Origin of the sequence: Actinomadura atramentaria DSM 43919, assembly GCF_000381885.1 — a bacterium.
In the GTDB taxonomy this organism is placed as follows: Bacteria; Actinomycetota; Actinomycetes; order Streptosporangiales; family Streptosporangiaceae; genus Spirillospora; species Spirillospora atramentaria.
Genome location: NZ_KB907214.1, coordinates 1 through 20,230, shown reverse-complemented (window position 1 = coordinate 20,230; position 20,230 = coordinate 1). Strand labels below are relative to the sequence as shown.

Here is a 20,230-nt window from a genome sequence, read left to right as displayed (position 1 = left end):
AGGGACCGCCGTGGACGCCGTCGACGTCATCCGCGCCAAGCGGGACGGGGCCGCGCTGCGCCCCGAGCAGATCGACTGGGTGGTCGACGCGTACACGCGCGGCGCGGTCGCCGAGGAGCAGATGGCGGCCCTGGCGATGGCGATCCTGCTGAACGGGATGGACCGTGCCGAGGTGGCGCGGTGGACGGACGCGATGATCCGGTCCGGGGCGCGGATGGACTGGTCCGCGCTGGACCGGCCGACCGTGGACAAGCACTCGACGGGCGGCGTCGGGGACAAGGTCACGCTGCCGCTCGCGCCGCTCGTCGCGGCGTGCGGTGCGGCCGTCCCGCAGTTGTCCGGGCGCGGGCTCGGGCACACCGGCGGGACGCTCGACAAGCTGGAGTCGATTCCGGGCTGGCGGGCGTCGCTGAGCGAGGCGGAGATGCTGGACGTCCTCGCGCGGACCGGCGCGGTGATCTGCGCGGCCGGTTCCGGCCTCGCCCCGGCGGACCGGCGGCTGTACGCGCTGCGGGACGTGACGGGGACGGTCGAGTCGATCCCGCTCATCGCGTCGTCGATCATGTCGAAGAAGATCGCGGAGGGGACGGGCGCGCTCGTCCTGGACGTCAAGGTCGGCTCGGGCGCGTTCATGAAGTCCGAGGCGGCGGCGCGGGAGCTGGCCGGGACGATGGTCGCGATCGGCGCGGACCGCGGCGTGCGGACGGTGGCGCTGCTGACGCGGATGGACCGTCCCTTGGGGAACGCGGTCGGGAACGCGGTGGAGGTCGCCGAGGCCGTGGAAGTGCTGGCGGGCGGCGGTCCGGCGGACGTCGTGGAGCTGACCGTCGCGCTGGCGCGGGAGATGCTGGCGGCGGCGGGCGTGTCCGGGAAGGACCCGGCGGACGCGCTGGCGAACGGGTCGGCGATGGACGTGTGGCGGCGGATGATCGTCGCGCAGGGCGGCAATCCGGACGCGCCGCTGCCCGTCGCGCGCGAGGAGCACGTGCTGCGCGCGCCGTCCTCCGGGGTGCTGACACGGCTGGACGCCTACGCGGTGGGCGTCGCGGCGTGGCGGCTCGGGGCTGGGCGGGCGCGGCGGGAGGACGCGGTGTCGTTCGGCGCGGGCATCCTGTGCCACGCCAAACCGGGGGACCGGGTGCGCGAGGGCACGCCCCTGCTGACGCTGCACGCCGACGACACGTCCCGTTTTCCCCGCGCGCTGGAGGCGCTGGCCGGCGCTTTCACGATCGGCGACGAACCGGTGCCGGAGAATCCGCTGGTCATCGACCGGATCACCTGACGTCGCCCGGCCGAAGCGGACGACGGTGCCCGACTCGACGCCGCGCACGTCACGGCCGGTCGCGGCCGGTCGCGGCCGACGCGGTGAGCGCGTTGGCGCCGTACGCCGGGCCGAGCGGCGGCGAGGCGAGACCGGCGTCGGGCGTACGCGGGGAGGGCCGGTCCGAGTGCGGCGCTGACTGCTCCGTCCGCTCGTACGGGAGCGGACGGACGTCCGGCCGAGGCGGGACCGCGCCGGACTCGGCGGGGTTGTGCCGTCGATCGTCCGGGGCGTCCGCGAAGCCGGTCGGGGGAGGTCAGCCGCGTACGCGTTCCATGAGGCGATCCAGCACGACGCCGTCGCTCATCCGGAGGCCGTCGTGCCGGTACTCGGCCGTCCGCCAGACGCCCAGGTTCGCGATCGTGCGCGCCGTGGCGAGGGACAGGTCGCGGTCGAGGTACATGTCGTCCTCGTAGACGGCGGCGGCCGCGGGGACGGTGTTGGCGCGCAGCCGCGCGACGTCGTACAGCGCGGGCCAGGACGGGCGTCCGGCGAGGAGGTGGGCGGCTTCGCGGAAGGGGCGCAGCGCCGGGTCGGCGCCGAACATCCAGGGGTAGATCATCTCACCGGTGAAGAAGAGGGGCTCGGCGACGCCGAAGGCGGGGAACTCGGTGCGGACGCGGTGCGCCGCCCAGCGGGTCGCGCCCTCGCCCTGCGCGTACGTCGCCTCGTGCAGCAGCGAGTACAGCGGTCCGCCGGCGATGTCGGAGAGCGCGCGGTCCACGCCGGACAGGAAGGCGTCGGACGGTTCGTCGCCGCCCGCGAACGGGTCTTCGAGAAGGTAGTGCAGGCGCGTGCTCCCGTCCGAGCCCCCGAGCATGTTGCCGAGGGACTGGAACGCCTCGACCGTCAACCGGCGCCCGCTCGGCAGGGTCACCGGGCGGGTGCGCAGGAAGCGGGCGACTTCGGTGGCCCGGTCGGCGTCGTCCGGGTGACGGGCGTAGTGCGCGGCGTTCTCGGCGGCGACGCGGGGATAGAGGGCGCGGTAGACCGTGTCCGCGTCCGCGTCGAGGCCGGGCAGGCCGCCGGTGATGTACGCCTCGGCCAGCCCGTGCGGCGCGAACGACAGGTACGTCACCGTGCAGAGCCCCCCGAAGCTCTGGCCGAGGACGCTCCACGGCCGGTCGCCGAGGAGCGTCCGGCGGATCAGTTCGGCGTCCCGCACGATCGCGTCGGCGCGGAAGTGCGCCAGGTGGTCCGCCAGTGCGGCCGGGTCCCGGAACCGCGCCGCCAGGCGGCGGTCGACGGGCGTGGACCGGCCGGTGCCGCGCTGGTCGAGCAGCAGCACGCGGTAGTCGCGCAGCGCCCGGTCCAGCCAGCCCTCCCCGCCGGACGGGCGGGGCGCGGGCGACCCGGGGCCGCCGCCGAGGAACAGCAGCCAGGGCAGGTCCCGGCCGTGGTCGGCGTCCCGCACCTCGCGCGCGTACACGCGCAGCCGGGGGCCGTCGGGCCGGTCGTGGTCGAGGGGGACGGAGAAGAAGCGGTCGATGAGCGCGCGGCGCGGCGGAGGGACGAGCACCGCGCGATTATCCGTGCGCGAGCGCTCGCAGGGCACCGGAATTCTCGCCTGCGCGGCCCCATCGACCCCCGCCCGCCCGGTGGCGACCGTCCGTGCGCGGACCGCGCGGCGTCGGGTCGTGCGGCGGAGGCTCTTGCGGTGCGCGGTTGCGGCGCGGCCCGCCTCGGCGGTGAGGCGGGCCGCTCGGCGGTGGGACGGACTCGTGGTTCGGCGGGCGGGCGGTGGATCGGCGCCGGTGGGTCAGGTCGGTGCCGCGCGGTCGCGGTGGGCGGTGACGCGGCTGAAGACCGCGTGGAGGACCACCGCCGCGATGACGGCGGCCGTGACGCCCGTGCCGAAGACCGTCCGGCCCCACTGCGGGAGGCCCTGGTGGAGGTCCGGGGTGACGACGGGCAGCAGCCCCGCCGTCAGCGCGAGCGCCAGGACGATCTTGTTCGTCTGGCCGGAGAGGTCGACCCGGCCGAGCATCTGCACACCCATCACCGCGATGACCGCGTAGATGACCAGGGCCGCGCCGCCGACGACGGGCGCGGGCAGCGCCGCGAGCAGCCGCGAGACGGGCGCGAACAGGCCGGCGAGGATCAGCAGGACGCCCGCCGCCGCCGTCACGAACCGGCTGCGGACGCCGGTGAGCTGGACGATGCCGATGTTCTCCGAGCTGGTGACGAGCAGCGTCGTCCCGAACGCGCCGCCGAGGAGGGAGACCACGGCGTCGGCGCGCGCGACGCGCGGGACGTCCCGGCCGGGGTCGGGCGCGCGGCCCACGGCCTCGCTGTTCAGGACCGTCTGCCCGGTGGCCTCCGCGAGGGACGCGAGCGCGAAGATCAGCAGGGGCAGCGCGGCGACGAGGTCGAGGTGCGGCGTGCCGTACGGGAACGGGTGCGGGGTCGCGACGACGGTGCCGCCCGCCGCCTTGTGGAACGTGCCAAGCCCGGTGAGCGCGGCGATGGCGCACCCAGCGACGAGGCCCAGCAGCACCGACATCTGCCGCCACACACCGCGCAGCAGCAGGAAGAACAGCGCCGTGCAGCCCACGGTGATCCACGCCAGCGCCGTCGCGGACGGCTTCGCATAGTCGGGCGAGGTCGACTGCCCGGTGACGAGGCCGCCCGTCACCTTCAGCATGTTCACGCCGATCACCAGCACGGAGACGCCGAGCACGAGCGGCGGGAAGAACGGCGCGATCCACCGGTAGGCGGGCAGTACGAGCAGCAGGAACAATGCGGCGAGCAGCACCGACCCGGACGCGGTCGCCGCGCCGTGGTCCTTGGCGATCTGCAGGAAGATCGCCAGCGCCGCGCCGCCCGGCAGCATGAGGAACGGCAGTTTCGCGCCGATCCGCAGCACGGTGAACGACTGGAGCAGCGCGCCGACGCCGCACAGGACGAGCGTGGCGCTGAGCAGCGACGCGGTGCGCGCGGTGGACAGCCCGAGCCCCGCGCTGATCATGAACGCGGCGGAGATCGGCGTCGCGATCATCGCCAGGACGTGCTGGACGGCCAGCGGGAGGAGCCGCGCCGGGGCGACCCGCTCGCTCGTGCCGTCGCCCGTGCGCTCGTCCGAGCTGTCGGTCGTGGTCGTCATGTCACGCACCGAGCCAGGGGAGTTCGTCCGCCGAGTACCGGTACGCGCGGAACAGCGCGTTCCCTTCGGCGGGGAAGATCTTCCCGACCTCGGGTTCGCGGTAGCCGCCGAAGTGCGGGACGACGTACTCCCAGCACAGGTACCCGTCCGACGTCACCTCGAAGATGCGTCCGCCTGGCGAATCGGTGACGAGAGTGTTGCCGTTCGGCAGCCGCTGCGCGGCGCCCATGAACGGCGCGAAGAACGCCTCCCGCGACGGGTCGTGGTACTCCCAGCGGATCGCACCGGTGGCCCGGTCGATTTCGATGACGCGCGAGTACGGAACATCCGAGTGCGGCCGGAACACGCCGTTGTCGAAGACGAGCAGGCCGCCGTCGTCCAGTTCGGTGGGGCAGTGCTGCTGGGAGACGGCGCCGGGCTCGGTGCGCCACAGGATTTCGCCCGTCGCCCGGCTGATCACCACGACCGCCGAGACGCTGCGCAGGCTCGCGAGGACGTTCCCGTCCCGCAGCACGGACACGCTGTTGATCAGCGGCCAGTGCTCGCGCGCGTAGGCGGGGTGCAGCGCGTACTCGGCGCGGTCCAGGTGCTCGGCGGCGCGCCAGGACCAGACGAGGTTCCCGGCGGCGTCGATCTGCCGGATCGTGTCGGCCCAGACCGTCCCGCCGGCCTCGGAGCCGGGGACGCCGCCGCGCACGGACGCGGCGTCGGCGCCGGTCAGCGGCTCCAGCGCGGCGTAGATCACGCCGCCGTCGCCGAGGTGGTGGGCGTCGTGGTGCTGGAGCGGGTCGACGTGCTCGCGGACGACGGTTCCGTCCGGCGTGTACTCGGCCATCGAGCCGCCGCGGTACTTGTCCCACATCGGGAACAGCGTCGGCTGGCCGGGCAGCGTGCCGTTGTAGGCGAGGTTGCCGTTGGGGAGGACGCGCGCGTGCCGTCCGGGACGCAACCCGAGGTCCCACCTGTGGACGACGGCGCCGTGCAGGTCGATCAGGTAGACCTCGCCGCCGCCGGTCAGCGGGGCGAAGAGCGTGTAGCCGGGGAAGGCGCGGTCGGGGTCCAGGGCGATGAGCCCGGTTCCCCGGCGGCGCCGGGTGTTCTGGTCGACGGGGGCCATGACCATCCTCGATCAAACTTTTTTTGACATACACAAACTACTTGATAAGTCGGGAATATGTGCAATCGGCCCGTAGGGTGGCGGCGAACGGAAGGGCGGGACCGATGGACGAGGCGGACGAGCCGCGCGTCGGCGCGGGAATCCGCAGGCGGCGGCGCGCCCTGGACCTCACCCTCGTCGAGGTCGCGCGGCGCTCCGGGCTGTCCGCGCCCTTCCTCAGCCAGGTCGAGAACGACCGCGCGCGCCCCAGCATGCGGTCCCTCCAGCGCATCGCCGACGCCCTCGACACCACCGCGGTCCGGCTCCTCGCGGCGGCGGACGGCGCGCGGCACGTGGACGTCGTCCGCGCCGCCGGGCCGAGCGCCCTGCGCGACGGCGTGCGCCCGCTCGTCCGCGGCGACCACCAGCTCCACGCCCTGGAGTTCACCGGCGAGCACCCCTTCGACCGGGAGTTCACGCACCGCAACGACGAAATCCTGTACGTCGTGAGCGGCGGCGTCGTCGCGGAGGCGGACGGACGCGAGTACGAGCTCGGCCCCGGCGACACCCTGTACTGCTCGGGCGGCGTGCCCCACCGGTGGCGCCCGGTGGACGCCGCCGCCCGCGTGCTCCTCGTCGGCGTGTCCGACCACGTGGACGTCGGGACGGCCGACCCGGCCTGACGCCCGGCCGGGTTCAGCGGCGCGGCAGCAGGTCGCGGATCTCGGCGCGCCGGTCGCGGGCGACCAGCGCGAACCCGACCGCCAACACGGCGGGGAACAGCGCCCAGGCCGGCTCCAGGACGGTGAGCTGCGTGACGACCGCGCCCGCCATCAGCCCGATCAGGCCGAGCGCGGCCGCGCCCGCGAGCCGCGGGACGAGCAGGCCGATCGCGCCCGCCGCCTCGACCGCGCCCGTCACGTACCGGAACCACTGGCCCCAGCCGATCTCGTTGAACGTGTCGACCGCGTCCTTCTGCCCGGCGAACTTCGGCGCGGCCGACGCGACGAGCAGGAACACGGCGGCGAGGATCTGGAAGACCCACAGGGCGCGGCGGCGGGTGCTGCGGACGGCGGGGGCGGCGGTGGCGGTGGTCATGGCGGTGTTCCTTCCGTTGTTCTCGGTTCTCGTCCACACGTCGTCCGGCGTCCGCCCCGATCGACATCCCGGCCGAAATTCTTCGGAGAAAGTTCTCCGGCGCAGGTCGCGCGGCGCGGCGCGCGGCCCCTGGCATGATCGGGGCATGACCCCGCAGCTCGCTGTCCGCTCGGCCGCAGGCCGCATCATCGGCTGGGCCTTCGTGGCGTTCACCGTCCTCAACCTGTTCGACCTCGCGGTCGGGATCACCGGTGAGGCGCGGCTCGACCGGACCGGCGCGATCTACGCGCTCGTCCTGCTCACCGGCTGCGGCGTCGCGTACGCGCTCGGGCTGCGGCCCGCGATCCTCGCCGACGAGGCGGGCGTCACCGTGCGGAACCCGCTGCGCGACACGCGCGCGCCCTGGCGGTCGGTGCGCGAGATCACCGGCGGGACGGCCGTGACCGTGCGGTTCGCGGGGCCGGGCGGCGGCGAGACGGCCACCCGCGCCTGGGTGCAGCAGACGTCGCCGCGAGCGCAGGCGAAGGTCGAGCGGCGCGCGCGGCGCGACGAGGCGCGCGGCACCGCGAAGATCGCCGCGGCGCGGCTGCGCGGGCGCACCGCCGCGACGTTCACCGCGCAGCAGCTCAACGAGATCGCGGACCGCGCCCGCCCCCGCGCCCGCTCCGGCGCACCGGACCGCGCCGCCGGCCAGACGGCCCGCGCCGCCGACGCCCCGACGACGGGGACGGTCACCTGGTCCTGGCTCACGGCCGCGTCCATCGCGGTCCCGCTCCTTGTCCTGATCATCGTCCTTGCCCTCTGACTCCCGGCCCCGCGCCGCCCCGCCCCGCGCTGCGGTGTCGGGCGGTGCTCCGAGTGAGTCAGGGGAGATCGAGGGCGGTTTTCAGGGCTGCGGCGAGGCCGGTCAGGGTCGTTCGCGCGTTTCGGCGGAGGGTTGGGAGCGGGGTGTCGTCTACCGGGATGACTATCTCCAGGTAGCACTTCAGCTTCGGTTCGGTGCCGGAGGGGCGGATCACGATGCGTGCGTCGCCCGTCAGGGTCAGGCGCAGGCCGTCCGTGGGCGGTAGGTCGCCGGCGGGGGCTGACAGGTCGTCCACGGCTGTGACGGTGTGGGTGCCGAGGCGGGTGGGCGGGGAGGTGCGGAGCCGGGTGAGGGCATCGGTGATCAGGGCGCGGTCGGGGACGCGGAGGGTCAGCGGTGCGGTGGCGTGGAGGCCGTGGCGGCGCGCCTGGTCGTCGAGCAGGTCCGTCAGGGTGCGGCCGGCGCGGCGCGCCTCGGCGGCGAGGGCGGCGACGGCGAGGGCCGCGCCGATGCCGTCCTTGTCGTGGACCGGCGGCCCGTCCGCGCCGCCGAGGCAGTAGCCGAGCGCCTCCTCGTAGCCGAGGACGAGCCGTCCCCGGCCCGCCTTCATGATCCACTTGAAGCCGGTGAGGGACTCGGCGAACCGCACGCCGTGCTCGCGGGCGAGCGACCGCGGCAGCGACGAGGACACGATTGTCGTCACCAGCAGCCGGTCGTCGCCGGACGTGTGCGCGAGGACGTGTTCGGCGAGCAGCGCGCCGACCTCGTCGCCGGTCAGCGTCCGCCAGCCGCCGCCGTCCGAGACGGGGTCGGGGACGGCGACGGCGCAGCGGTCCGCGTCCGGGTCGTTGGCGATCACCAGGTCCGCGCCGCGCGCGTCGGCCAGCTCCAGCGCCAGGTCGAGCGCGCCCGGCTCCTCGGGATTGGGGAACGCGACCGTCGGGAAGTCCGGGTCCGGGTCGGCCTGCGCGGGCACGACGGCGGGCGGCGGGAACCCGGCGCGCGCGAACGCGGCGAGCAACGTGTCCCGGCCGACGCCGTGGAGCGGCGTGTAGACGACCGAGATGTCGCGCGCGTCCCCGAGCGGCAGGGCGGTCACCGCGTCCAGGTAAGCCTCGACGACGTCCTCACCCACGACCTCCCAGTCGTCCCCGAGCGGCAGTTCGTCCACGCGGCTGCCCGCGTCGGCCAGCGCGTCGATCTCTCCGGCGATCTCCGCGTCCAGCGGCGGGACGATCTGCGCCCCGTCGCCCCAGTAGACCTTGTAGCCGTTGTCGCGCGGCGGATTGTGGCTCGCCGTCACCATCACGCCCGCCGCCGCGCCGAGGAACCGGACGGCGAACGCCAGCACCGGCGTCGGCAGCGCCCGGGGCAGCAGCAGCGCGCGCAGCCCCGCGCCGCGCAGCACGGCGGCGGTGTCCAGCGCGAACCGCGCGGACTTGTGCCGCGCGTCGTACCCGATCACCACGCCGCGCGCGGCCGCGCCCGGCTCGGCGGCGAGCCGCGCCGCCAGGCCCGCCGCCGCGCGCCGCACCGTGACGCGGTTCATCCGGTTCGGCCCCGCGCCCAGCTCGCCGCGCAGCCCGGCGGTGCCGAACGCCAGCCGCGCTCCGAACCGGTCCGCGAGCGCGGCGGCGTCGGCGGCGTCCAGCAGGGCGCGCAGCTCGGCGCGCGTCTCGGGGTCGGGGTCCTGCGCGAGCCAGGCGCGCGGGTCGTCGGGCCTCACAGGGCGGGGATCAGTTCGCCGAGCAGCGCGCCCATCCGCGCCGCCGCCGCGCGGCCCGCCGCGAGGACGTCCGCGTGGTCGAGCGGCGCGTCCGCGAGGCCCGCCGCGACGTTCGTCACCAGCGAGAACGCCAGGACCTCCGCGCCGTCCGGGGCGTCGGGGACGCCGTGCCGGGCGGCGATCGTCTCCAGCGCCGTGGACATGCCGACGAGGTCCGCGCCGAGCGTCCGCAGCATCCGGACCTCGGCGGGCGTCTCGTACGTCGGGCCGCGCAGCGCCGCGTAGACGCCCTCGGCCAGCGCCGGCTCGGCGGCGCGCGCGAGGGCGCGCAGCCGCGCGGAGTACGCCTCGGTCATGTCGGTGAACGCCGCGCCCGTCAGCGGGTGGTCGCCGGTGAGGTTCAGGTGGTCGGAGATCAGGACGGGTTCGCCGACGCGCTGCGTCTCGGGGCGCAGGCCGCCCGCCGCGTTCGTCAGGACGACCGTGCGGACCCCGGCGGCCAGCGCCGTCCGGACGCCGTGGACGACGGCGTCCGTCCCGTGCCCCTCGTACAGGTGCGTCCGGCCGAGGAACACCAGGACCCGCCGCCCGCCGCACTCCACGGCGCGGACCCGGCCCGCGTGCCCCGCCACGGCGGGCGGCGCGAAACCGGGCAGTTCGGTGACGGAGAGCTCGGCGGCCGGGGCGCCGAGCGCGTCCGCCGCGGGAACCCAGCCGGAGCCGAGCACCACGGCGACGTCGAACGCGTCGGTTCCGGCGCGGTCGCGCAGCGCGTCGGCCGCAGCGGCGGCTCGGGAGAAGGCGTCGTCCACCCCGCAGAGACTAGCGGCGGGCCGTCAGCCGACCGAGGAGCACGGGCGTTCGCGCAGCTCCTTGACGTAGTCGGCGGGCGCGCCCGCCTTCTCCGCCGCGTCCGCGAGAACGCCCAGGTAGCGGGCCGAGGGCAGGCCGCCCTCGTAGTCGTCCAGGACGTACAGCCAGCACAGGACGTCCCCGTCGAGGGTGTCCACCCGGACGCGGATCTTCCGGTAGACGCCGAGCGCCGCGCCCTCCCAGGCGTCCAGCTCCTGCTCGTCGAACGACGGGACGTCGTACAACACCACGAACACGTGCGCGGTGCGGTCCTTCGGGTCCTCCACGACGGTCGCCAGCGCGCCCTCGCCGCGCTCGTCCTGACCGCCGAACGTCAGCCGCCAGCCGGTGAGCCAGCCGGTGCCGCGGATCGGGGAGTGCGGCGCTCGCAGCGCCATCTGGGCGGGATCGAGATTGGAGGCGTACGCCGCGTACAGAGCCACACCGCCAGCCTAGCGGCCGACGGCGGCGGCCCCTGGTCAGGATCACTGCCGCGAAGGGGACACAATGGAAGGGTGACGCGCATCGTGATCATCGGCGGAGGCCCCGGCGGCTACGAGGCCGCCCTCGTGGCGGCGCAACTGGGCGCCGACGTGACCGTCGTGGAGCGCGACGGGCCCGGCGGGGCGTGCGTCCTCACCGACTGCGTGCCGTCCAAGACGCTCATCGCGACGTCCACCCGCATGGCGGTCATGAGCGAGTCCGCGCGGCTCGGGCTCCGGTTCAACGGCGGGCCGGACGGGGTCGTCGGGGCGCTGGAGGCCGACCTCGCCACCGTCAACAAGCGCGTCCGCGACCTCGCCCGCGCCCAGTCCTTCGACATCGCCGAGCGGCTGGCCTACGAAGAGGTCAAGATCGTCCGCGGCGAGGGGCGGCTGGTCGAGCCGCACGTCGTCGGCGTCGGGGACCGGCGCATCCAGGCCGACATCATCCTGATCTCCACCGGCGCGACGCCGCGCGTCCTGCCCGGCTCCGAGCCGGACGGCGAGCGCATCCTGAACTGGCGGCAGCTCTACGACCTGCCGGAACTGCCCGAGGAACTGATCGTCGTCGGGTCCGGTGTGACGGGCGCGGAGCTGGCCGGGGCGTACCTGTCGCTCGGGTCGAAGGTGACGCTCGTCTCGTCCCGCGACCGCATCCTGCCGACCGAGGACGCCGACGCCGCGTCCGTGCTGCAGGAGGTGTTCCTGCGGCGCGGGATGAAGGTCATGTCGCGGTCGCGCGCGGCCGGTGTGGAGCGGTCCGGCGACGGCGTCATCGTCTCGCTGGAGGACGGCCGCAAGGTCGAGGGCTCGCACTGCCTCATGACGGTCGGCATGGTGCCGAACACGCGCGGGATCGGGCTGGAGAAGGCCGGGATCAAGCTGAGCGCGCACGGGTTCGTCGAGGTCGACAAGGTTTCCCGGACGAGCGTGCCGCACATCTACGCGTCCGGGGACTGCACGGGCGTGCTGATGCTCGCGTCCGTCGCGGGCATGCAGGGCCGCATCGCGATGTGGCACGCGCTCGGCGAGGCCGTGCAGCCGCTGAAGCTCGGGTGGGTCGCGTCGAACATCTTCACCGACCCCGAGGTCGCGTCGGTCGGCGTGACCCAGCACATGGTGGACGCGGGGGACGTCAACGCCCGCACCGTCATGCTGCCGCTGTTCACGAACCCGCGCGCGAAGATGCAGGGGTTCGAGGACGGGTTCGTCAAGCTGTTCTGCCGGCCGTCCACCGGGATCGTGCTGGGCGGCGTCATCGTCGCGCCGCGGGCGAGCGAGCTGATCCTGGGCGTCTCCATCGCGGTTCAGCAGCACCTCACGGTCGATCAGGTCGCGCACACGTTCGCGGTGTATCCGTCGATGTCGGGGAGCATCACCGAGGCGGGGCGGCGGTTGATGACCGAGCACGCCTACTGATCGGGGGCGTTTGCGGGAGCGGGTCGCGCGGGGATATTGCAGTCTCGTCCCGCGCACGAAAGGCGGCCCGCCCATGTGGTCCTACGATCCGCCGCGGCTCGCGCACTGGCGGCCGCTGCTGGCCGTCGCGTCGCTGGTCTGCCTGGTCGGGCTCGCCGTCGACGCGGTCCTCATCGGCGCGCACCGCGCGGGGCGGCTGGACCGGCCCGTGCTCACCGACGACTGGCGGGACGACGCTTTCACGCCGCTGATGAAAGGCGTGACGACCGCCGCCGAGTATCCGCTGATCATCGGCTCGCTCGTCGTCGCGCTGCTGCTGGCGTGGGCGGCGCTGTCCTGGCGGCCGCTCGCGCTCGTCGTCGCGGCTGGGCTGCTGTCGGTCGCCGCGGCGAGCGTCGCCAAGAGCCTCGCCGATCGGGTGCGGCCGCCGCGCACGTACTGGCTCGTCCACGAGACCGGGTACTCGTTCCCGTCCCGGCACACGACGATGGCGGCGGCGCTGCTGTTCGTGGTCGCCTACTTGTTGTGCGGACGCCTGCGTTCCTCGGCGGCCGTCGCGGGGGTGTGGACGGTCGCGGCGGTGCTCGTCGCGCTGGTGGGGACGAGCCGTGTGTACCTCGGTGTTCACTGGGCCACCGACGTCGTGGGCGGGTTCTTCGTGGGGTCGCTCGTGGCGCTCGTCCTCATGGGGGCCGATCTGGTGGTTCGGTCGCGGCGGACGAACGTGCGGGGCGCGGAGGGTCGGCCGATCTAGGGGCGCTCGGTCCGTGAGGCGGCGCGTTCGCCGTCGCGTTCCTCGGCTCGCAGTTCCTCGCGCAGCTCGGGATCGTCGATCGCGCGGGTGTCGCGGGGCTCGACGTACGGCTCGTGGTCGCGCGGGCGTCCGGCGGCCATCGACCGGCCCCGCTCCAGCTCGGCGTCCAGCTCCGCGCCCAGCAGCAGCGCGAGATTGCTGATCCAGAGCCAGACCAGGAACACGACGACCCCGGCGAGGCTGCCGTACGTCTTGTTGTACGAGGCGAAGTTCGCGACGTAGAACGCGAACCCGGCCGACGCGGCGAGCCACATGACCAGCGCGAGCCCGCCGCCGGGCGTCACCCACCGGAACCCGTGCCGGGCGTTCGGCGACGCCCAGTACAGCAGCGCGAACAGGAACCCGACGACGACCAGCATCACCGGCCACTTGCCGATGTTCCACGCGGTGACGGCGGCCGAACCCAGGCCGATGAGGTCCCCAGCCCGTTCCGCGAGCGGCCCGGAGACGACCACCGCGACGGCGAGCGCCGCCAGCAGCACCAGCGTGATGACGGTGACCGCGATGCGGATCGGCAGCGTCTTCCAGATCGGCCGGCCCTCGGGCACGTCGTAGACGGCGTTGCTCGCCCGCATGAACGCCGCCACGTAGCCCGACGCCGACCACACCGCGGCGGCCAGGCTCACGACCGCGACGGCCCCCGCGCCGCCGCGCCCGCGCTGCAACTCGGTGAGGGCGTCGACCAGGACGTCCTTCACCGAACCCGGCGCCATCGCGCCGACGTTGGTGATCAGGTCCTGCGAGAGCGACGTGCCGCCGAGCCCCACCAGCGACACCACCACCAGCATCGCCGGGAAGATCGACAGGACGCCGTAGTAGGTGAGCGCGGCGGCACGGTCGCCCAGCTCGTCGTTCCGGAACTCCCCGGCGACGCGCTTCAACGCGCCCCACCACGAGCGCGGCGGCATCTCGGTGGGCGCGTCGGGGCCCCGCCGCGGACTCGGCCAACGCGGGAACCGCCCGCGCCGCTGTTTTCTGGCGGTCGTATCGGTATTTCGCTTCATGATCTCCTCCAGGCTTTGGGTTCTTCAGCCGAGGCGGCGCGCTGCCCGTTCGCGGGCCGCCGCCGGGCGATCGAACCCCCTCGACGGGCCGCCGCTGGGCGATCGGCCGCAAGACACCGCCGGTGGCGCGGACACGGCGCGCTCCACACCTCTGGCGCTGCCGCTGTCCCGGCCGATGGGCCGCACTTCCGCCGGATACGGCGCGCGAACCACCGGCCGGTCGCCGACTTCGCGCTTCGCGCGCGGGCCGCCGCCCGTCGTGGGTCCGCCCGTCCGCCGCGCGGGCGGATATGGCGCGCCGTCAGCCGCTGACCAGCCGCTGATCTGAAGCTTCGCGCGCCTGTAGCTGCCGCGGCCGAGGACCCGCATCGTCCCCGACGTCTGCGAGATGTCCGTCATGTTCACGGCGATCCTCTCGGTGGGGTCGATCGTGTGGGACCGCGAGTTCGGTTCCTGCGGGCGTCCGCCGGTCGGGCGAGCACGGCGCGCCGTCAACCATCGGCCGGTCGTTGACCCAGCGCGGCGCGCGGGTGTCGTCGCTTCGGTCCGCGTCCGCCGGTCGGGCGGATACGGCGCGCTGTCGGCTGCCGATCGGTCGCCGACGCGGCGTTCCGCGCACCTGCAGCCGCCGGGCTGAAGGCCCGCGCGTTCGCCGGTCGAACAGACGCGGCTCGCCCTCAGCCGGGAGCCGGGCGTTGAACCAGTGCGCCGCGCGTGCCGCTGCCCGGGCGACGGTCCGCGCGCCCGCTGCCGGGCGGACACGGGGTACCGTCAGCCGCCGGCCGGTCACAGACCCTGCGCGCTGCGCGCTTGCAGCCGCTGATGGCCCGCGTGTCCGCTGGTCGAGCGGGCACCGCGCGCCGTCAGTCACCGGCCGGTCGTTGACCTGGTGCATCGCGCGCGTACCGCCGTCCGTCGTGGGTCTGCCTGTCCGCCGGTCGGGCGGGTACGGCGGGCCAAGCCGCCGATCCTGCGCGTCGCGCGTGTGCCGTTCCGGTCGATGACCCGTGCGTCCGCCGGTCGGGCGGGTACGGCGAGCCGTCAGCCGCTGGCTGGTCGTTGACCCGGTGCATCGCGTGTGTGCCGCTGCCTGATGGGGCGGCGCGCAGGCACTCAAGCGGGTGTTGGCCGACAGGTCGTGCGGTCGCGTGAGCGGCGGTGCGCGTTCAGTCGTCGGCGGGCCAGCGGCCGGTGGCCCGGCGGACGGCTTGCGCGCTCGTCCGCTGCACGGCCGCTTTCACCAGGGCGAACACGGCCCCTTGGACGGCGGCGGCGAGCAGGACCTCGCGCCAGCCCCGGTCGGGGTCGTCGGCGTCGGGGGCGTCGTCCTCGCCCGCCGCGAGCCGCCACACCTGCTTGAACGCGATCCCCGCGAGCAGCCCGCCGAGCACGCTGAACAGCAGCGACAGCGGTTTGTAGAGAAGCTTCACCGCCGACCTCCCACGTGCGACGCGCGGCGGCGGGCGGCGCGGCGCCGCAGCCGGCCGACCGCGAGCAGCACCGCGGCGGTCGCCGCCGCGCCCTGGGCGCGCGGGCGGGTGTCCGGGGCCTCGGCGACCCGGTCGGAGAGGCGGCGGGAGCGCTCGGCCAGGACGACCGCGCCGTCCCGTGCCCGCTGGGCGGCCGCGCTGCGGCCCGCCTCGGCGGCGAGATCGGAGGCGCGGTCGGCGGCGCGGCGCGAGCCGTCGGCCAGGGCCGCCGCCGTCCGCCGGACCCGGTCCGCCGTGTCACCGCGTTGGGCCTCGGCGGCCCGGTCGGCGAGGCGGCGGGAGCGCCGAGCCACGACGCCCGCCGTCGTTCGCGCCCGATCGGCCGCACCGCTGCGGCTCGCCGCCGCGCCGACGCCCCTGCCGAGACCCGCGCCGAGGCCCCCGCCGACGCCCGCGCCCACGCTCGCGCCCGCGCCTCCGCCGAGGCCCGCGCCCACGCTTGCGCCGACGCCTGCGCCGACGCCCGTGCGGAGGCCCGTACTGAGATCCGTGCTGAGGTTCGTGCCGAGGCCGTTGCTGACGCCCGTGCGGAGGTCCGTGCTGAGATCTGCGGCGCGCTCGTAGGCGTGGCGGGCGCCGCGGCGCGCGGTGTCGGCGGCGCGTTCCCAGGGGGTCGAGGGCCGTGCCCGTCGCGCGCGGCGGCGCAGGAGGTAGCCCGCGGCCGTCCCGGCGACGAGCAGGGTTCCGCCCGCCAGTGCGGCGGTCCGGCGGCGGGTTGCCGGATCGGCGTCCGGTCCGGCCACGCGGCGCGTCCCCGCCGCGACCTGACGGGCGGCAGCACCGGCCTGCGCCTGCGCGCGCCGCGCCGTCGCGCCGGCCCCGTCCCGCACGTCGCGCGCCCGCGCCCGCGCGTCCCCGGCACGGTCGCGCGCGGCGGCGCGCGCGTCCAGCGCCTTCCCGCGCGCGCCCTCGCGCAGGTCCCGCGCCTTCTCGCTCACGTCGTCGCGCAGTTCAGCCGCCTTGTCCTGGGCGGCGGCTCCGACGTCGTTCGCCTTGCTGCGCAGGTCCCGCGCCCTGTCCCGCGCGCCCTCGCGCAGTTCGGCCGCCTTGCCCGGGGCGGCAGTTCGGACGTCGTTCGCCTTGCCGCGCAGGTCCCGCGCCCTGTCCCGCGCGCCCTCGCGCAGTTCGGTCACCTTGCCGGGGGCGGCGGCTCGGACGTCGTTCGCCTTGCTACGGAGGTCCCGCGCCTTGTCCTGGATGTCCTCGCGCAGTTCGGCTGCCTTGTCCTGGGCGGCGGTTCGGGCCTCGTTCGTCTTGCCGCGCAGGTCGCGGGTCTTGTCCTGGGCGTCCTGCCGCAGTCCGGCCGCCTTCTCGCGGGTGGCCGCCCGGAGCTCGCCTGCCTTGTCCTGGGCTCCGTCGCGCAGCTCGCGCGCCTTGCCCTGGGTGTCCTCGTGGATGTCCGCGGATGTTCCCTGCGCGCCCTCGCGCGGCTCCTTGGCCTCGCCCTTCGCACTGTCGCGCAGTTCGCGGGCCTTGGTCTGGGCCTTCTCACCCAGATCCCGGGCCTTGGACTCGGCCTTCTCGGTCAGGTCCTGGGCCTTTTCGCGGGCGTCCTCGCGGATCTCCTCGGTCGCGTGCCGAGCCTGCTGCGCGTGCTTGCGGGCCTGGGCGGTGACGTTCTGGCGGGTCTGGGCCGCCTTCTGCTTCGTGCGAGCCTTCACGTCGGCCTTGGCAGCCAGGGCCTCGACCGTGTCGCCGAGCTCGGCGCGCGTCCGCTCGATGTGGGCGCGCAGTTCCTCGGGGGAGTTCGCTTCGGCGGGCGCGGGCGCGGGTGCGGGCGCGGGTGTGGGCGGGGCGGCGGGGCGCGGGTCGGTCGGCCGTCCGTCGCCGGGGCCGTTCGGGTGGTCGGTCGTCATCAGGATGCCTCTCCTCGGCCTCGGCGACGTCCGTCCGCGCGCCGGGTGCCGCCGCGTCGCGGCGCGGTGCCGGGGGACGGTGCGTCGTCGGGCCGGATGTCGTGCCGTCTCTCGGTCGTCGTGGACCGATGAGTGCCCGGAGAGGGGTCGTTAAACCCGTGAGGGCGGATTCACCGCACGGACGGCGCGAGTTCCGAAGGCGGTCGGGCAGGTGCGGTGCTGGGCGGGCGTGATGCTGGAAGGGCGCGAGTTCTGGAGTGAGTCGGGTGAACTCGACGCGGGGAGTGGGGTGCCGTAGGCGGCCGGGTGAGCGGGGTGGTGCTGGGTCCGGGTTGGGCGAGGCTAAGCGGGAGGGGCGTGAGAGCTGGAGCTGGCCGGGTGGATGCGGCGTTGGGGGATTTTGAGGCGGCGGGTCGGTGGGGCGCTGGGTCGGTGGGGGCGGCGGGGATTCTTTGTCGGTGAGTGTGGGGGGCGTGGCTGGGGAGTGCGTGGGGGGATCGGACATTTCGGGTGTTCGTGGGGTTTCTTTCGGGTTGGTCGAGGTACAGAGCAGCGGACACGCAGGACGGCCGCTCTCAGGACGGAGGTGACGACCGATCATCGTCGCCGTATTCCTCATCCCCGCCGTGGCGTTCGCCGGGCTCATGCTCATGCAGCGCCTGGAATCGGCGCTCGTCCCCGGGTCGGCGCCCACGCCGCCGCAGCCCGATCCCGCCCCGGACCGGCCGCCCGCCGCGGAGGGTCGGGCCGCCCGCCACGCGGGACGGCCCGCGCGGCCCCGGCTCCGCGTCCACCGCGCGGCCGCGCACGGACGAGGGCGGGCACGGACCGACCGCGGATCGCGCCACTGCTTCCAGCGCTCGGCCCCGCCGCAGGTGGATGAACCGCAGGTAGAAGACACGACAACGGCACCCGCTCGTCCCTGACACCGCGGGAAACGAAACGGCACCGGGGTTCCCGCCAGGGGAACCACCGGTGCCGTCGTCAGTCGACCGGCGCGGACGAGCGCGGGGTCAGAAGCCCCCGAAGTCCCCGCCGCCGCCGAAGTCGCCCCCGCCGCCGAAGTCGCCGCCGCCGAAGTCCCAGCCTCCGCCGCCGTCGCCTCCGCCGCCGAAGTCGCCGCCTCCGCCGCCGCCGCCGAACCCGCCGCCGAAGCCGCCGGACATCATCGAGCCGAGCATCGTGCCGATCAGCATGCCGCTGACCAGGTCCATCCCGCCGTAGGAGGCGTAGTACCCGCCCGCGTAGGGGGCGTACGCCGGTCCGGCCTCCCAGTACGGGCGGCGGCCGTCGCCGTAGGGCACCATCCGCATGTCCGGGGCCTGGCCGCTCAGCACCCGCTGCGCGTCCGCCGCGCACGCCGGGACGGACCGGGCCATCGCGCCGGGCGGGGCCCACGTGACGTCCTGCACGGACGGGCCGTGCTGCGGGTTGAAGAAGCACGGCGCGCGCCGCTCGGGGACGGGCTCGCCCGCCAGCCGCGCCCGCGTCGCCGTCATGTAGTACCGGCCGTCCTCCAGCGCCGTCGCGACCTGCGCCATGTCGGCGGGGCGCTGGGCGCGGTCGATCGCGGCCTTGGACTCGTCGTAGGAGTTCATCGCGCGCTCGTAGTCGGCACGGGCCTCGGCGTCGAGGTGCTGGTCGATGAGGTTGAGGTCGAGACGGGCGATGTCCTCGCCGAGGAGGGTCACGTCCTCCTGGACGCTCTCCTTCAGCTCGGCCAGCTCGCGGGCCTCCCGCTCGCGGCGGCGCCTGCGCGCCACCAGGAACAGCCCGAGCCCGCCCGCGACCACGAGGACGAGCAGCCCCAGCAGCACGAACCCGCCGATCGCGCTGGACCGCGACTGGTCCTCGGCCTTCTTCTCGGCCCGGTCCGTGAAGCCGATGAGCTGGTCCGCGGCGGACGCGCCGGGCGTGCCGCGCGCCTGGAGCTGGTTGATGTCCTTCGCCTTGAGCTTCTTGGAGACCGCCCACAGCCCGGAGCCGTCCGCCGAGACGGCCACGAACGTCTCGCCCTTGCCGACGCTGTTGCCGACCTGGACGAGCATCGGCCGGACCTGCGCGCCCGTGACGGTGTTCGCCACGACGACGGCGCGGATGTCGGCGTCGTCGGCCTTCTTGAGCGCGGCGCGCATCCGCGCCTGGTCGGCGGCCGACACCGAGCCCGCGACGTTGGTGGTGACGTAGAGGCGGTCGTTGATCAGCCCGTGGGCGATCTGCGACGCCGTGTCGGCGCCGGCCGGGCCCGCGGCACCGAGGATCAGCAGGGCGGCGACGCCGAGGACGGCCGCGAGAAGCCCGCCGCGCCGGGCCGCGCGACGGGGCCGAGGGTCGATTCTCATGAGTGAAGGTCCTCCTTGTGGAGTACGACGTACGCGCCGCGCCGTCCGTTCCCGGCCCGGGTCAAGAACGGGTCCGCACTCCACCGCGGCGTCCGCCCGGCGGCCGGGCGGACGCCGCCCGGATCACTCCTTGATGTCGCAGATCACCGCGCCGGACGAGACCGTCTGCCCGACCTCGGCGCTCAGGCCGGTGACCGTCCCGGCCTTGTGGGCGGTGAGCGGCTGCTCCATCTTCATCGCTTCGAGGACGACGATGGTGTCGCCGGCCGCGACGGTCGCGCCGTCCTCAACGACGAGCTTGACGATCGTGCCCTGCATCGGGCTGACGAGCGAGTCGCCGGACGCCGCCGCGCCGCCCGCCTTCTTCCCCGCGCCGCGCCGCGCGGGCGCGGCCTTGCCGGGGGCGGCCGCCGCCGACGCGCCGAGGCCCGCCGGGAGGACCACCTCGACGCGCTTGCCGCCGACTTCGACCGTCACGCGCTCGCGCTCGCCCGCCGCCGCGCCCTCGGCCGCCGGGCCCGCGAACGGCTCGATGGTGTTGTCGTACTCGGTTTCGATCCACCGGGTGTGGACGGTGAAGGGAGAGTCGTCGGCCGGGACGAACGCGGGGTCGTTCAGGACGGCGCGGTGGAACGGTAGGACGGTGGGCATTCCGTCGATGACGAATTCGGCCAGGGCGCGGCGGGAGCGTTCGACGGCCTGGCGGCGGGTGGCGCCGGTGACGATGAGCTTGGCGATCAGGGAGTCGAACTCCTGCGGGACCGTCTGCCCGGAGACGTAACCGGAGTCCAGCCGGACACCCGGCCCCGTGGGCGCGTCGAA

General features: G+C 74.9%; 17 protein-coding genes. 5 read left to right on the top strand and 12 right to left on the bottom strand.

Annotation, left to right across the window (positions count from 1 at the left end):
* The first annotated feature begins 10 nt into the window (after positions 1-10).
* A complete protein-coding gene (locus G339_RS0117595) occupies positions 11-1,282 on the top strand; it encodes a thymidine phosphorylase (RefSeq protein ID WP_019632393.1) in 1,272 nt (423 codons plus the stop codon).
* A 295-nt stretch (positions 1,283-1,577) separates the two neighbouring features.
* Here the strand turns inward: G339_RS0117595 and G339_RS0117590 are convergent, their stop codons facing one another.
* The 3 genes from G339_RS0117590 to G339_RS0117580 all read right to left on the bottom strand — a co-directional run bounded on the left by G339_RS0117590 (position 1,578) and on the right by G339_RS0117580 (position 5,541).
* Positions 1,578-2,840: an alpha/beta fold hydrolase gene (locus G339_RS0117590; RefSeq protein ID WP_019632392.1), complete on the bottom strand. Its 1,263-nt coding sequence runs from the start codon at positions 2,838-2,840 to the stop codon at positions 1,578-1,580.
* A gap of 240 nt (positions 2,841-3,080) precedes the next feature.
* A complete protein-coding gene (locus tag G339_RS36165; RefSeq protein ID WP_019632391.1) occupies positions 3,081-4,424 on the bottom strand; it encodes a uracil-xanthine permease family protein in 1,344 nt (447 codons plus the stop codon).
* A gap of 1 nt (position 4,425) precedes the next feature.
* Entirely contained in the window at positions 4,426-5,541 is a 1,116-nt protein-coding gene (locus tag G339_RS0117580; RefSeq protein ID WP_019632390.1) for an aryl-sulfate sulfotransferase, read from the bottom strand.
* A gap of 104 nt (positions 5,542-5,645) precedes the next feature.
* On the opposite strand from G339_RS0117580, the gene G339_RS0117575 reads away from it, so the two are divergent.
* On the top strand, positions 5,646-6,203 hold the full coding sequence (locus G339_RS0117575) for a helix-turn-helix domain-containing protein (protein WP_019632389.1): 558 nt from the start codon (positions 5,646-5,648) through the stop codon (positions 6,201-6,203).
* A gap of 13 nt (positions 6,204-6,216) precedes the next feature.
* On the opposite strand, the gene G339_RS0117570 is transcribed toward G339_RS0117575, so the two are convergent.
* The gene (locus G339_RS0117570) at positions 6,217-6,618 is read right to left on the bottom strand and encodes a DoxX family protein (RefSeq protein ID WP_019632388.1); all 402 of its coding nucleotides are present in this window, start codon (positions 6,616-6,618) and stop codon (positions 6,217-6,219) included.
* Between the two features lie 145 nt (positions 6,619-6,763).
* On the opposite strand from G339_RS0117570, the gene G339_RS0117565 reads away from it, so the two are divergent.
* On the top strand, positions 6,764-7,423 hold the full coding sequence (locus G339_RS0117565) for a PH domain-containing protein (RefSeq protein ID WP_019632387.1): 660 nt from the start codon (positions 6,764-6,766) through the stop codon (positions 7,421-7,423).
* Between the two features lie 58 nt (positions 7,424-7,481).
* Here G339_RS0117565 and G339_RS0117560 read toward each other — a convergent pair whose 3' ends face one another.
* The 3 genes from G339_RS0117560 to G339_RS0117550 are packed head-to-tail and all read right to left on the bottom strand — an operon-like array spanning position 7,482 to position 10,444.
* Complete coding sequence (locus G339_RS0117560) at positions 7,482-9,149, bottom strand: phospho-sugar mutase (RefSeq protein ID WP_019632386.1); 1,668 nt, start codon at positions 9,147-9,149, stop codon at positions 7,482-7,484.
* Complete coding sequence (locus tag G339_RS0117555) at positions 9,146-9,961, bottom strand: purine-nucleoside phosphorylase (protein ID WP_019632385.1); 816 nt, start codon at positions 9,959-9,961, stop codon at positions 9,146-9,148. Before G339_RS0117555 ends, G339_RS0117560 begins: the two co-directional genes overlap by 4 nt.
* 24 nt (positions 9,962-9,985) lie before the next feature.
* The gene (locus G339_RS0117550; protein WP_019632384.1) at positions 9,986-10,444 is read right to left on the bottom strand and encodes a gamma-glutamylcyclotransferase family protein; all 459 of its coding nucleotides are present in this window, start codon (positions 10,442-10,444) and stop codon (positions 9,986-9,988) included.
* Positions 10,445-10,516: 72 nt separating this feature from the next.
* Here G339_RS0117550 and G339_RS0117545 point away from each other — a divergent pair, with 72 nt between their 5' ends.
* Together G339_RS0117545 and G339_RS36850 are read left to right on the top strand one after the other, a co-directional pair.
* Complete coding sequence (locus G339_RS0117545; protein WP_019632383.1) at positions 10,517-11,902, top strand: NAD(P)H-quinone dehydrogenase; 1,386 nt, start codon at positions 10,517-10,519, stop codon at positions 11,900-11,902.
* Positions 11,903-11,975: 73 nt separating this feature from the next.
* Positions 11,976-12,656, top strand: a complete 681-nt coding sequence (locus G339_RS36850) for a phosphatase PAP2 family protein (RefSeq protein ID WP_019632382.1) — start codon at positions 11,976-11,978, stop codon at positions 12,654-12,656.
* Here G339_RS36850 and G339_RS34140 read toward each other — a convergent pair.
* The 5 genes from G339_RS34140 to G339_RS0117510 all read right to left on the bottom strand — a co-directional run.
* Entirely contained in the window at positions 12,653-13,624 is a 972-nt protein-coding gene (locus tag G339_RS34140) for a YihY/virulence factor BrkB family protein (RefSeq protein ID WP_019632381.1), read from the bottom strand. The two genes, G339_RS36850 and G339_RS34140, sit on opposite strands and share 4 nt — an antisense overlap.
* A gap of 1,262 nt (positions 13,625-14,886) precedes the next feature.
* A complete protein-coding gene (locus tag G339_RS0117525) occupies positions 14,887-15,150 on the bottom strand; it encodes a DUF4235 domain-containing protein (RefSeq protein WP_019632379.1) in 264 nt (87 codons plus the stop codon).
* Complete coding sequence (locus G339_RS0117520) at positions 15,147-17,066, bottom strand: hypothetical protein (RefSeq protein WP_026341550.1); 1,920 nt, start codon at positions 17,064-17,066, stop codon at positions 15,147-15,149. The genes G339_RS0117525 and G339_RS0117520 overlap by 4 nt, the downstream gene beginning before the upstream one ends.
* Before the next feature lie 1,013 nt (positions 17,067-18,079).
* A complete protein-coding gene (locus G339_RS39455) occupies positions 18,080-19,408 on the bottom strand; it encodes a hypothetical protein (protein ID WP_019632378.1) in 1,329 nt (442 codons plus the stop codon).
* A 123-nt stretch (positions 19,409-19,531) separates the two neighbouring features.
* Positions 19,532-20,230 (bottom strand): biotin/lipoyl-containing protein (locus G339_RS0117510; protein WP_019632377.1); only part of this gene is annotated, 699 nt, incomplete at its 5' end.

What these genes read in the sequence shown, in the direction of transcription:
- G339_RS36165 (WP_019632391.1), bottom strand. Translation starts at nt 4,424, where the DNA reads ATGACGACCACGACCGACAGCTCGGACGAGCGCACGGGCGACGGCACG.
- G339_RS0117580 (WP_019632390.1), bottom strand. Translation starts at nt 5,541, where the DNA reads ATGGCCCCCGTCGACCAGAACACCCGGCGCCGCCGGGGAACCGGGCTC.
- G339_RS0117575 (WP_019632389.1), top strand. Translation starts at nt 5,646, where the DNA reads ATGGACGAGGCGGACGAGCCGCGCGTCGGCGCGGGAATCCGCAGGCGG.
- G339_RS0117570 (WP_019632388.1), bottom strand. Translation starts at nt 6,618, where the DNA reads ATGACCACCGCCACCGCCGCCCCCGCCGTCCGCAGCACCCGCCGCCGC.
- G339_RS0117565 (WP_019632387.1), top strand. Translation starts at nt 6,764, where the DNA reads ATGACCCCGCAGCTCGCTGTCCGCTCGGCCGCAGGCCGCATCATCGGC.
- G339_RS36850 (WP_019632382.1), top strand. Translation starts at nt 11,976, where the DNA reads ATGTGGTCCTACGATCCGCCGCGGCTCGCGCACTGGCGGCCGCTGCTG.
- G339_RS34140 (WP_019632381.1), bottom strand. Translation starts at nt 13,624, where the DNA reads ATGCCGCCGCGCTCGTGGTGGGGCGCGTTGAAGCGCGTCGCCGGGGAG.
- G339_RS0117520 (WP_026341550.1), bottom strand. Translation starts at nt 17,066, where the DNA reads ATGACGACCGACCACCCGAACGGCCCCGGCGACGGACGGCCGACCGAC.
- G339_RS39455 (WP_019632378.1), bottom strand. Translation starts at nt 19,408, where the DNA reads ATGAGAATCGACCCTCGGCCCCGTCGCGCGGCCCGGCGCGGCGGGCTT.